The following is an 11,462-nucleotide window of genomic DNA, read 5'->3' on the forward strand; positions in this document are numbered from 1 at the left end:
CCGCGGCGCTGCGAGGGCGCCGCCCCCCCCCTGAAACGCAAGCCCCAGGTGCCTGCCGAGCGACCGGCCGGGGGCCGCCAGCCGCTCGTCGGCGCCGCTCAGTACCGCGCCCGACTCCGCCGCCGTCGCAAAGAGCGAGCCGGTCTTCTTGAAGATGCGGTCCATATACTGATCGCGGGTCTGCTGCCACTGGTTGGCCATGAACCGCTCTGTGAGCTGCCCGCTGGAGAGGTCCATGATGGTGCGGGAGAAGCCCTTGATGACCCGGATGTCCTCCGTGTTGCAGACGTGAATGGCTGAGGTCGCAAACAGGTAGTCGCCGACGAGCACCGCGACTTCCGGGCCCCACAGGCTGCTCAGCGTCGCGCGTCCGCGCCGCACGGCGGCGTTGTCGACGGTGTCGTCGTGGATGAGCGTTGCGAGGTGCAGCAGCTCGACGGCGGAGCCCATGATGACGGGCTTGTCCGTCGTGCAGCCGAGTGTCTTCGCGATGAGCAGGGTGATGGCGGGCCGCACGCGCTTGCCCCGAACGGAGACCACATGTTCCAGCAGCGACTTGATGGGCTCCTCGCTGTCGGCGGCCACATCCGCCAGGCTCGCTTCCACCCGGCGGAGGCCGTCTGCGATGGGCGTGTAGAAGCTCAAGGCTGTTTCCATGTGTGCACTCACCTGCCCTATCGCGCGGTCTGCGCCTCGAGGATGGCCGTCTCGCGCTCCACCGTGCCCTCGTCGAGCTTGGTGAACAGCGGCGTCGGCGGCTGCAGCGCCTGCCCGGCGGGCGGGGGCGTCAGCGTCCACCCGTTGGTGACGACGTCCGTCTCAAAGCCCATGAGAGCGTGGAGCCGCTCGCTGGCGTGCGGCATGAACGGGTAGAGCGCGATCTTCAGCGCCGCAATGGCCGTCAGCGCAGTATTCAGCGTCGTCGCCGTGCGCTCCCGGTCCTCGCGGGCGGTGCGCCACGGCGCCTTCAGGTCGATGTAGCGGTTGGCCTCCGCTGCCATCGCCATCGCCTTGCCGATGCCTTCGCGGAACCGCGGCTCCTCGAGGCTTGCGGCCACGTCCTCCAGTGTCGACGACGCCCGCTCGATGAGGGCGCGGTCGTCGTCGTCCAGCGGGCCCGCCGCCGGCACTTGGCCGTCGAAGTTGCGGTGCGTCATCGTCAGCACCCGGTGCACGAGGTTGCCGTAGGTCGCGACGAGCTCGTCGTTGTTGCGCCGGTAGAACTCGCGCCAGGAGAAGTCGGCGTCGCCGAACTCCGGCATGTTGGCCGAGAGGTAGTAGCGCAGCGGGTCCGGGTCGTACCGCTCCAGGTAATCGGGCACCCAGACCGCCCAGTTCTGCGATGTCGAGAACTTCTGCCCCTCCAGCGAGAGGAACTCGTTGGCGGGCACGTTGACGGGCAGGTTGAGGTGACCCAGCGAGCCGTCGTCGCTGTAGCCGACCAGCATCCCCGGCCACACGATGGTGTGGAAGGGGATGTTGTCCTTGCCGATGAAGTAGTAGCCGCGCGTGGTCGGGTCCGTCCAATAGTCGCGCCAGCTCCGCCCGTCCGTCTGGTCCGCCGACCACTCGATCGCCGCCGAGAGGTAGCCCGTGCAGGCCTCGAACCAGACGTAGATGCGCTTGTCGTCGTAGCCCTCGAACGGCAGCGGCACGCCCCAGTCGACGTCCCTGGTGATGGCGCGGTCGCGGAGGCCCTCGGTGAGCCAGTTCATCGTGAAGCCGTACACGTTGGGCCGCCAGATGTCCTTGCCGACGGACTCCACCCACTGCCGGAGCCGTTCCTGGAGCGCGCTGAGCTTGAAGAAGAAGTGCTCGGACTCCCGCATCTCCGGCGTCGCCCCGCAGATGTGGCAGCGCCAGTCGATCAATTCGTGCGGGTCGAGGGTGCGGCCGCACCGGTCGCACTGGTCGCCGCGTGCCCGCTCGAAGCCGCAGTGCGGGCACGTCCCGTCGACGTAGCGGTCGGGCAGGAAACGTTGGTCGTTGGCGCAGAAGGCGTACTCGCCCGTCGCGGGATAGATGAGCCCCTCGTTCATCAGGCCCATGAAGAGGTCGCCCACCACCTTGCGGTGGTTGTCCGTGCCCGTCGTGGTGTAGCGGTCGAAGGAGATGCCGAGCTTGGCCCACACGTCGACGTACTGCGCGTGGTACTTGTCGACGACCTGCTGCGGCGTCAGCCCCTCGAGCTCCGCGCGTATGGTGATGGGCGTGCCGTGCTGGTCCGTGCCGGACACCATGAGCACGTCGTTGCCGCGAAGGCGGTGGTAGCGGGCAAAGATGTCGGCGGGGAGATAGGCCCCCGCGATCTGTCCGAGATGGAGCGGGCCGTTGGCGTACGGCCACGCCACGCCTATAAAGATGCGTTCCGGCACAGGTGGCACTCCGATGTCAGTGGGATGTGATAAGCCTCGCGGCTGCGAAGGCTGCTAGAAGTCTACCACAGGGGAACGGATGGCGTCGTAGAGAAGACCCTCGAGCGACGCAGCCAGCTTTCGGTGAAGGAACTATCCCCTGTCCCCCTCGGTTCTACAGTGTGAGAGGAGGCCGGGACATGGACAAGGCGTCTGCCAGAGGAGAAATGGTCAAAGCGAGGCTGGACCCTGAGCTAAAGCGTCAAGCAGAGGCGGGGTTGGCGGCAATAGGCCTAACGCCCGCGACCGCAGTCACACTGCTGTACAAGTACGTCGCGATTAACGGAGACCTGCCCTTGGACCTGCACATTCCTAACGACAAGACCCTACGCGCCATTGAGGATGCGCGGAGCGGTGTTGGGATAGAGCAATACAAGAACCTCAATGAGCTGATGACGAAATTCCGATAGAACTTCCTCAGACTACTGGGCTAAGAGACGAAGGGCAGCGCTCCGTTTCAACGGTGGGGGATTTCATGAAGGAGTGGCTCGCCGGGAGAGCCTAAAACACGAAGATCGGGTTCTCCGCGGTGATGATCCGCTCCTCCGACGCCAGGGCGGCGCGGATGTAGGGCGGCAGCGCGAAGAGCGCCGAGTGCATGACGCCGTCGTAGAAGTCCAGCGGTGCGATGCCCCGCTCGGCCAGCCGGGCGTCCACCTCGGCGGCCGTCAGCTCCGACGGGTTCGGGCCCAGCGAGGCCACGTTGAAGCCCCACGTCTCGCCGAACGACTGCATGTGCACGCTGTACGGCACGACGGTCGGGAAGACCTCACGGAGGGTCTTGTTGATGGCGGTGAAGACCTCTGTGTAGTTGATGACGCTGGCCGGGCCCGACTGCGTCACAAGCAGCCCACCCGGGTTCAGCTTGCCCCTGAGCATCTCGTAGAAGCTCTTGGTGTAGAGCATGTACGCCGGGCCGCCCTCCATCGGGTCAGGCAGGTCGAGCAGGATGACGTCGAAGCCCTCGGACGTGCCCTGCAGGTACGCCGAGGCGTCGTTGATCTGCAGGTCCAGCCGCGGGTCGTCGAAGGCGCCCTGGTGGTGCCCTTCTAGGTATTCGCGGCACAGGTCGACCACCTCGGCGTCTAGGTCGATCATCACGGCCCGCTTCACCGTGTTGTGGCGCAGCGCCTCGCGGGCCGTGGCGCCTTCCCCGCCGCCGGCAATGCAGACCGTCTGCGGGTCCGGATGCGCCAGCATCACCGGGTGCACCAGGCTCTCGTGGTAGATGAACTCGTCCGCCTGTGACGACTGCGTCTTGCCGTCGAGGACAAGGCAGCGGCCAAAGCACCCGTTTTCGAGCACCTCAACGGTCTGATATTTGCTTTTCCCAGAGAACACCACGCCCTTGATGCTGGTCAGCTGGACCAGGTCAGGCGTAATGCGCTCTATGTACCATTTGGTGGGGTCGCCTAACATAAACTCTCGTGCATTCCAGGCTCAAGCGCCCGCCAGCTGCTTCAGCATGCCGCGTGCAAGTTGCTGGACTGTGGGGGACTTGCACTCGAACTTTTCCGCGATGATTGCAGCGGCTTCATGGGGGCTGAAACCCTCGCCGCAGGTGAAGATGTCTGCTGCGGCGTACCCATACTCCGGCCACGTATGAATGCAAAGGTGGGATTCTGCGATGGCAACCACGCCGGTCACGCCTTGCGGCGAGAACTTGTGGAACGTGTTTCCGATGATTGTGGCACCTGTGGTCTCGGCGGCTTCCAGAAGGGTTTGCTGGACATAGTCAAGGTTATCCAACAGATCTGGCCGGCACTCCTGTAGCTCCAAGATCAGGTGTACTCCGAGCGCATTCAATCACCGCCCCTCCTATTGGATTTGGCTGTAAGGCCGAACCCCAATTATACTATGGGCGAACCTGAGCGCAACCCCCAACCCCGTAGGGAGTGAATATGACGGCCCCCCATCCCATAAGGCTCTCGCATAATCGGCTCCCTGCGACCATTGCGGCAGACATCGACTTGGGCACGGCGGGCTAGCGTGGCGTCCGCCCACCCCGCCGTCAGCGCCGCCGGCCTCTCCAAGCGATTCGGCGTCCGGCCCGTCCTTCGAGGGCTCGACCTGGAGCTTGGCTGGGGCAGCGTCCTCGCCCTCTTCGGGCCCAACGGCGCGGGCAAGACGACGCTCCTCCGCACCCTCGCCGGCCTGACGCGCCACAGCGGCGGCGCCCTCCGCATCGCCGGCATCGACACAGCCCGCCGCCGCGCCGACATCCGCCATCTTGTCGGCGTCGTGATGCACCAGACCTTCCTCTACGACGACCTCACCGTCGCCGAGAACCTGCGCTTCTACGCCCGCATGTACGGCCTCGGCGCGACGGGCGCCGAGCGCGCCGCTAGCGCAGCCGATGCCCTTGGTCTCGGCGCGGCTATGAACGCTCGTGTGCGGACGCTCTCCAACGGCATGCAAAAGCGCGCGGCCCTCGCCCGAGCCGTCCTGCACCGCCCGCTGCTGCTGCTGCTCGACGAGCCTGAGACGGGCCTCGACCAGAACGCCATGGCCGCTCTCGATCAGCTCCTTGCCCGCCACCGCGAGGCCGGCGGCAGCGCCATCGTGGCGACGCACGGCGTCGAGCAGGGCCTCCGCGTCGCCGACCGCGCCGCCATCATCCATAACGGCCGCGTCGTCTACGACGCCTCCGCCGGCGCATCGGACCCCGACGGCTTCCGCCGCCTCTACGCCGAGCACACGGGGGCGTCGCTGTGAGCGGGCCGCGGGGAGTGCGCCGTGAGTGAGCAACGCGCTCCGAGCGCACCCACAGGCGCGTCGTGGTGGGCGGCCGTAGGCGCCGTCCTCTGGAAGGACCTGCTCCTCGAGAGCCGGACGCGCGAGATAGTGACGCCCATCCTCGTCTTCTCGCTGCTCGTCATCGTCATCTTCAGCTTCGTCCTCGACCCGAGCCCGCGGCTCATCGAGTCCGTCGCGCCGGGGGCGCTGTGGGTCGCCTTCACCTTTGCGGGGATGCTCGGGCTCAACCGCGCCTTCGCGCTGGAGAAGGAGCGAGGCGGCATGGAGGGACTGCTGCTGAGCCCCGTGGGCCGCGCCCTGCTCTACTTCGGCAAGATGCTGGGCGCCTTCCTGTTCATGCTGCTGGTCGAGATCATCATGCTGCCGGCCTTCTCCGCCGTGTTCAACCTGCCCCTCGTGGAGCCCGGCCTGTGGCTCGTCATCGTCCTCGCGACGTTCGGCTTTGCGACCGTCGGCACGGCCTTCGCCGCGATGGCCGTCAACACGAGAGCCCGCGAGATCCTGCTGCCCGTGCTCTTCTTTCCCGTAGCTGCGCCTGTTATCATTGCTGCGGCCGAGGCGACGAGGGCCGTCTACGCGGGCGATTCCTTCGCCGACTACAGCAACTGGATTGGCCTCATCGCAGCCTTCGACGTCATCTTCGCAGTCGTCGCGGCCGCCACCTTCGAGTTCATTGTGAACGAGTAGCGCCCATGGCAAGGAGCGTCGCCCCATGACCCTGCGCATGTCCCTGCTTGGCCTCAGCGCCGCCCTCATGCTGACGGCGCTGGCGATGGTCTTCTTCTACGCGCCGACCGACATCGTGCTGGGCGTCTCGCAGCGCATCTTCTACGTGCACGTGCCGCTGGCGCTGGTGGGCTTCCTCGCCTTCGCCGTGGTCGCCGTGTGCAGCATTGGCTACCTGTGGAAGGGCAGCGAGCGCATGGACAACGCCGCCTACGCCGCCGCCGAGATCGGCGTGCTGTTCACGTCGCTCATGCTCATCACCGGCATGCTGTGGGCGAAGCCCGCGTGGGGCGTCTGGTGGTCGTGGTCGCCGCAGCTCACGACGTCCCTCATCCTCTGGTTCCTCTATGCGGCATACCTCATGCTGCGGGCCTACGCGCCCCCCGGCGAGACCGCCGCGCGCTACGCCGCCGTCCTCGGCATCATCGGCTTCATAGACGTGCCCATCGTCTACATGGCCGCGCGGTGGTGGCGCGACCTGCACCCGAACAAGGTCCTCGGCCCGCTCGCCGAGGAGTCGGCCCTCGAGCCGCCCATGCAGCTCACGTTCCTTGTCAGCATCCTGGCGTTCACGGCCCTCTTCGCCTGGCTCATGGCGGAGCGGACGGAGCTGCGGCGCCAGGAAATTCAGGTAGAACGGATGCGGTACACCTATGGCGAAGCGTAACGGCCTCCTCACGGCGGCCCTGCTGCTCCTGCTCCCGGCCCTCGGCGCGGAGGGCGAGGAGTTCCTCCCCTTCCTCTTCGCGGCGTTCGCAATTACGTGGGTCGCCTTCTTCGCCTACGCCTTCTTCATCGCGCGCAAGCAGGCCGACCTCAAGCAGGAGATAGAGGTCCTCCGCTCCCTGCAGGACAAGGACGACGACTCCGGGTAGCCCGCCGCGCTCGCCACTGTCTCCCCTTGCCCGCTTGTGCTATCTTTGCCGCAACAGGCTCGACAGGAGGGCGGACATGCCAACCAAGCGACCCAACGAGCGGTATCTGGGCCATGAAATGCGCATTCCCATCTCGGACGACGGCCAGGTGGCAGCCTATGTCTGGCCCATCCGCATCGTCCGGATTCAGGGCGTCCCCTGCGGCGGCCCCACCGTCGGCATAGAGGTGCGCAACCAGGAGATCGCCCGCTTCGACTGCCATCAGGCGCGCGGCCACTGGCACGGCGGCCGCTACGACCCCGAGAACCCCAACGACTCGCAGAACCCGTTCCCCGAGGGCCTCAGCGAGGTCGCCGACCAGGTGGCGTGGGCATTCGGGAAGATTCGCGACGACGCCGCAGACCTCGTTCGCGCCGCCGAGTTCACGGACGAGGCGGAAGGCGTGCAGGCCGAAATGGTCGCGGCCGCGGTGGAAGCGCTCTCGACCCACCTCGCCGGTCAGGGCGACCTGCGCAGCAAGGCCATCGCGGACAACCTGATTCAGGGGTAACGCCCGGTCTAGCCCAGGTCCACCAGCACCTCGCCGTCCTCCACCTTGACGGGGTAGGTGTCCAGTCCGTAGGGCGCGGGGCCGACGATGACCTCGCCGCCGGTCACGTTGAACACCGCGCCGTGCAGCGCGCACTCGACTTCGGGGCCGTCCAGCCGGCCGTAGTTCAGCGCCGCCCCCGCGTGCGGGCACAGGTTGGACGTCGCGTAGATCTCCCCGTCGACGTTGGCAAGCAGCACGAACGTCCCCAACACCATCGCAATCTTCAACGTGCCGGGCGGAACGTCCGACGCCTTTCTGCCCGCTGGAACGTAGGCCATGTGCGGTCTCCTGTCGCTGGTATGCGGAATAGCCTACCGCTCTCATTGACAATTGCCAACGATCGCAGATTTGGGCATGCAGCTGCAAAGGCCGAAGGCTGGACCCCCAAGACTACTCCATAAGACTTTAAATGTGAGAAAACAAGTTCTTTGGCCATACACCGCCCGCGCGCATTGAAATCCGACAAGGAAGTAGCTTTAGAAGAAGCTTGCAACGGAGCTACAACTAAAAACCCCTCTGACATGAAAGAACGTCGATTGGTTCCGCACGGCACTTTCAAGGTCGTCCAGTGCTTGCGACAGTTCATCAAGACATCTGTTCAATTGAGATAGGTCAATTGATGTCTCGAGTGACAACACGCCCTTCTTCACGAATTGATCGTCAAGGTTAGACACTTTGCCTTGCAGCGAATCCAATTGCGTCTGCAGCAAGCGGAGTTGGCTAGTGTTGCCTACAGACATTTCGGAGGTGCCTTGGGGACCTTGTGGGCCAGGCGGACCAGATATACCCCTTTCGCCTATTGGCCCTGGCGAACCCATGGGACCCTGTGGCCCTTGTGGTCCGGCCGGACCACTCGGACCCTCTGGTCCAACTGGTCCCGTCTTAACTCCTTGGATGGCAGACTCCAATTCTGCCTTGGCAATCTGCCGAATCTCATCCTCCGTTAGAGGTGCTTGGCAGCCAATGAACACTACTGCCACTAACCAAGCCAATCCCAATAACATATGTAGCTTCATTGGATAGACTCCTTCACTCCCGCAATTTGAAAACACACCATTCATTGAATTGCACCGAATGCACAGCATACAGCAACACTGCTCTGACGTTGTTTGGCACCTAGGCTCAAATAGCCTCACTAACCCGATGCCACCCTCGGCGGGCCGCGAAAGCTGACAGCCCCGCCGTCGCCTTGCTATACTCCCCGCGAGCTTCCGCTTACGAAAATCGTTGAAGTTGCGCAACGGGGGCCAATCGCGCATGACACAGGCATTCCGAAATCTGCCCAGCGTCGAGCGGCTGCTGCAAGCGACCGAGGTGCAGGCGCTCACGGCGTCGCTGCCGCGCGAGGTCGTCACGGACCTCGTGCGGGGCCGGATTGACGAGGCCCGCGCGGCCATCGGCAACGGCGCCGACGCGCCCACCGCCGAGGCCCTCGCCGCCGCCGTCGTCGAGAGCGCCGAGGCGTTCACCCGGCTGCGGCCGCGGGGCGTCATCAACGCGACGGGCGTCATCATCCACACCAACCTCGGCCGCGCGCCCCTCAGCGCCGCTGCCCTCGCCGCTGTCCGCCGCGTCGCCGAGGGCTACTCTGACCTCGAATACGCCCTTCCCTCCGGCGAGCGCGGTTCGCGGCGTGTCCACGCCGAGACCCTGCTGACGCAGCTCACTGGCGCGGAGGCGGCGCTGGCCGTCAACAACAACGCCGCCGCCGTGCTGCTCGCCCTTGCCACCGTCGCATCGGGCCGCGAGGTCATCGTCTCCCGCGGCGAGGCCGTCGAGATCGGCGGCGGCTTCCGCGTCCCCGACGTCCTCGCGCAGTCGGGCGCCAAGCTCGTCGAGGTCGGCACCACCAACCGCACGTACGCCGCCGACTTCGAGCACGCCATCACCGAGGAGACGGCCGCCATCCTGTCCGTCCACGCCTCCAACTTCAAGGTCGTCGGGTTCACCAGCGCGCCGTCCATCGCGGAGCTCGCGGAGGTGGCGCACCGGCGCAACCTGCCCCTGCTCCACGACCTCGGCAGCGGCTGCCTGCTGGACACCGCCGCCTACGGCATGGCCCACGAGCCGATGCCGCAGGAGAGCATTGCGGCGGGCGCGGACCTCGCCCTCTTCTCCGGCGACAAGCTGCTGGGCGGGCCCCAGTGCGGCGTCGCCGTCGGGCGGGCCGCCGTCATTGAGCGCATGGCCGCACACCCGCTCGCCCGCGCCTTCCGCATCGACAAGCTGAGCCTCGCGGCCCTGACCGCGACGCTCATGCACTACGTCAAGGGAGAGGCCGTCGACACGGTGCCTGTCTGGGCGATGATCTCGACCACGATGGAAGACCTGCAGGAGCGTGCAATCAACTGGTCGCACACCCTGGGGCACCGCGGCGAGGTCGTGTCGGGCCAGTCGACCGTCGGCGGCGGAAGCCTGCCCGGCGAGACGCTGCCGACGTGCCTGCTCGCCCTCGACGCCGCTGGTGTGACGGGCGGCGCGCCTGAGCTGGCTCGGCGGCTGCGCACGGGCGCTGCGCCTGTCGTGGCAAGGGTGCAGGACGACCGCGTCCTGTTGGACCCGCGCACGGTGTCGGTCGACGACGACCCGGCCCTTTTGCAGGCCGTGGCCCTGGCGCTCAAGGGAGACTAGCAACGGACATTTGATGGGATGGGGGGAATAATGGCAGACATAATCAGGCATGACCAGATTGGCAGCTTCCTGCGGCCCGCCAGTGTGCTGGACGCGCGCCTTGCCTTCGCGGAGGGCGGCATCACCCAGGAGGAGCTGCGCGCAATTGAGGATGAGGCCATCATCGACATTCTCCAGATGCAGCACGAGACCGGCATCGGCATCTACTCCGACGGCGAGATGCGCCGCCTGGCGTGGATGTCCGGGTTTGCCGACGCCGTCGAGGGCTTCACCGAGGGCCATCGCATGATGCACTGGCACAACCTCGACGGAAGCGAGGAGGACGAGGCGAGCCTCTCCCGCGTCGCCGGCGCAAAGATCCGCCAGGTGCGCCGCCTGACCGGCAATGAAAGCGCCTTCCTGAAGGAGCACTCGCCGGGCCCGTACAAGATCACCATGCCCAGCCCGGTCTCCGTCGCGGCCAGCGGCTTTCTTGTGGGCGTCACAGACCAGGTGTATGCCGACAGGGCCGAATTCCAGAAGGACGTCCTCGACATCGTCCGCGCGGAGATGATCGCCCTCGCCGACGAGGGCGTCACCTACATCCAGCTCGACGAGGGCTTCACCGGCTACCTCGGCGACTACGCCCTCTACCCGGTCGACCTCGGCGGGATGACGAAGGAGCAGGCGCTGCAGGCCGACATCGAGGCGGAGAACTCGCTCTACGACGCCGTCAAGCGCGAGGGCCTGACGCTCGCGATGCACGTCTGCGGCGGCAACTCGCGCAGCCGATGGGCGGGCACCGGCGGCTACGCCGGCATGGCCGAGCACGTCTTCAACGAGCTCCACGTCGACCGCTTCCTGCTCGAGTACGACAGCGAGCGCGCCGGCAGCTTCGAGCCGCTCAAGTACCTGCCGAAGGGCAAGGTCGTCGTGCTCGGGCTGGTCACCACCAAGACGGGCAAGCTGGAGGACCAGGAGGAGCTGCTCCGCCGCATCGACGAGGCCTCGAAGCACGTGCCGCTGGACCAGCTGGCCATCAGCCCGCAATGCGGCTTCGCGTCCCTGGCGGACGGCCATCTCATATCGGAGGCAGACCACCGCCGGCACGTTCAGCCCATCAGCATACTGCCTCACCAGGTTGTGCCAGTCGGGGATCAGCGCGATCGAGGGCTCCAGTGCCACAAGGGAGCCAACGACCTGAATGAATCGCTCGATCGGGCCGATGGTAGCCGCTTTTTGGGCCTCTTGCAGGACACCTGAGTACCTCAAGGACAGCCCGCGTAATTGTGCAGGCGGCGGTGGGATCAGTCCCTTCCTCTGGCAGATTGCCAAAGTGCGCCGAATCATCGGGTCCAGGACTTCCTTGGTGAAGGACTGCAACACCGGGCCAAGCAGCACCAGCTTCTCCTGCATCCGTGCGTCGATCTCTGTTGCCGAGCGCACGGTCTCAAGCTGAGCGATCATCTTGAACAGGTCGTTGAAGAA

General features: G+C 65.9%; 13 protein-coding genes. 8 read left to right on the forward strand and 5 right to left on the reverse strand.

All coding sequences use genetic code 11. From position 1 onward, the window contains the following. Together OXC99_04255 and metG are read right to left on the reverse strand one after the other, a co-directional pair. The coding region (locus OXC99_04255) for a polyprenyl synthetase family protein (protein ID MCY4624201.1) at positions 1-657 on the reverse strand (657 nt) is incomplete at its 3' end. Between the two features lie 17 nt (positions 658-674). Beyond that, positions 675-2,375, reverse strand: a complete 1,701-nt coding sequence (metG, locus tag OXC99_04260) for a methionine--tRNA ligase (GenBank protein MCY4624202.1) — start codon at positions 2,373-2,375, stop codon at positions 675-677. A 179-nt stretch (positions 2,376-2,554) separates the two neighbouring features. Here metG and OXC99_04265 point away from each other — a divergent pair, with 179 nt between their 5' ends. Beyond that, the gene (locus OXC99_04265) at positions 2,555-2,824 is read left to right on the forward strand and encodes a type II toxin-antitoxin system RelB/DinJ family antitoxin (GenBank protein MCY4624203.1); all 270 of its coding nucleotides are present in this window, start codon (positions 2,555-2,557) and stop codon (positions 2,822-2,824) included. Positions 2,825-2,915: 91 nt separating this feature from the next. Here the strand turns inward: OXC99_04265 and speE are convergent, their stop codons facing one another. Beyond that, positions 2,916-3,833: a polyamine aminopropyltransferase gene (gene speE / locus OXC99_04270; GenBank protein ID MCY4624204.1), complete on the reverse strand. Its 918-nt coding sequence runs from the start codon at positions 3,831-3,833 to the stop codon at positions 2,916-2,918. Between the two features lie 21 nt (positions 3,834-3,854). Continuing rightward, a complete protein-coding gene (speD, locus tag OXC99_04275) occupies positions 3,855-4,220 on the reverse strand; it encodes an adenosylmethionine decarboxylase (GenBank protein MCY4624205.1) in 366 nt (121 codons plus the stop codon). 183 nt (positions 4,221-4,403) lie between these two features. On the opposite strand from speD, the gene ccmA reads away from it, so the two are divergent. The 5 genes from ccmA (at position 4,404) to OXC99_04300 (ending at position 7,322) form a co-directional block, all read left to right on the forward strand. Then, positions 4,404-5,129: a heme ABC exporter ATP-binding protein CcmA gene (gene ccmA / locus OXC99_04280; protein MCY4624206.1), complete on the forward strand. Its 726-nt coding sequence runs from the start codon at positions 4,404-4,406 to the stop codon at positions 5,127-5,129. A gap of 21 nt (positions 5,130-5,150) precedes the next feature. Further along, positions 5,151-5,858 carry a heme exporter protein CcmB gene (locus tag OXC99_04285; protein ID MCY4624207.1) on the forward strand — a complete coding sequence of 236 codons (708 nt, stop codon included), beginning with the start codon at positions 5,151-5,153 and terminating at the stop codon, positions 5,856-5,858. A gap of 25 nt (positions 5,859-5,883) precedes the next feature. Beyond that, a complete protein-coding gene (locus tag OXC99_04290; GenBank protein ID MCY4624208.1) occupies positions 5,884-6,564 on the forward strand; it encodes a cytochrome c biogenesis protein in 681 nt (226 codons plus the stop codon). Beyond that, the gene (locus OXC99_04295; GenBank protein MCY4624209.1) at positions 6,551-6,772 is read left to right on the forward strand and encodes a CcmD family protein; all 222 of its coding nucleotides are present in this window, start codon (positions 6,551-6,553) and stop codon (positions 6,770-6,772) included. Before OXC99_04290 ends, OXC99_04295 begins: the two co-directional genes overlap by 14 nt. Before the next feature lie 76 nt (positions 6,773-6,848). Next, on the forward strand, positions 6,849-7,322 hold the full coding sequence (locus OXC99_04300; GenBank protein MCY4624210.1) for a hypothetical protein: 474 nt from the start codon (positions 6,849-6,851) through the stop codon (positions 7,320-7,322). Positions 7,323-7,330: 8 nt separating this feature from the next. Here OXC99_04300 and OXC99_04305 read toward each other — a convergent pair whose 3' ends face one another. Next, entirely contained in the window at positions 7,331-7,642 is a 312-nt protein-coding gene (locus OXC99_04305) for a Rieske (2Fe-2S) protein (GenBank protein MCY4624211.1), read from the reverse strand. A gap of 979 nt (positions 7,643-8,621) precedes the next feature. Between OXC99_04305 and selA the strand changes: the two genes are divergently transcribed. Beyond that, positions 8,622-9,995, forward strand: coding sequence for an L-seryl-tRNA(Sec) selenium transferase (gene selA / locus OXC99_04310; GenBank protein ID MCY4624212.1), 1,374 nt, complete (start codon positions 8,622-8,624; stop codon positions 9,993-9,995). A gap of 30 nt (positions 9,996-10,025) precedes the next feature. Beyond that, complete coding sequence (locus tag OXC99_04315; protein ID MCY4624213.1) at positions 10,026-11,237, forward strand: cobalamin-independent methionine synthase II family protein; 1,212 nt, start codon at positions 10,026-10,028, stop codon at positions 11,235-11,237. Positions 11,238-11,462: the final 225 nt, after the last annotated feature.

This window comes from Chloroflexota bacterium, from assembly GCA_026713825.1.
GTDB lineage: Bacteria > Chloroflexota > Dehalococcoidia > Lucifugimonadales > UBA1127 > UBA1127.

What these genes read in the sequence shown, in the direction of transcription:
- OXC99_04265 (MCY4624203.1), top strand. Translation starts at nt 2,555, where the DNA reads ATGGACAAGGCGTCTGCCAGAGGAGAAATGGTCAAAGCGAGGCTGGAC.
- speE (MCY4624204.1), bottom strand. Translation starts at nt 3,833, where the DNA reads ATGTTAGGCGACCCCACCAAATGGTACATAGAGCGCATTACGCCTGAC.
- OXC99_04290 (MCY4624208.1), top strand. Translation starts at nt 5,884, where the DNA reads ATGACCCTGCGCATGTCCCTGCTTGGCCTCAGCGCCGCCCTCATGCTG.
- OXC99_04295 (MCY4624209.1), top strand. Translation starts at nt 6,551, where the DNA reads ATGGCGAAGCGTAACGGCCTCCTCACGGCGGCCCTGCTGCTCCTGCTC.
- OXC99_04300 (MCY4624210.1), top strand. Translation starts at nt 6,849, where the DNA reads ATGCCAACCAAGCGACCCAACGAGCGGTATCTGGGCCATGAAATGCGC.
- OXC99_04305 (MCY4624211.1), bottom strand. Translation starts at nt 7,642, where the DNA reads ATGGCCTACGTTCCAGCGGGCAGAAAGGCGTCGGACGTTCCGCCCGGC.
- selA (MCY4624212.1), top strand. Translation starts at nt 8,622, where the DNA reads ATGACACAGGCATTCCGAAATCTGCCCAGCGTCGAGCGGCTGCTGCAA.
- OXC99_04315 (MCY4624213.1), top strand. Translation starts at nt 10,026, where the DNA reads ATGGCAGACATAATCAGGCATGACCAGATTGGCAGCTTCCTGCGGCCC.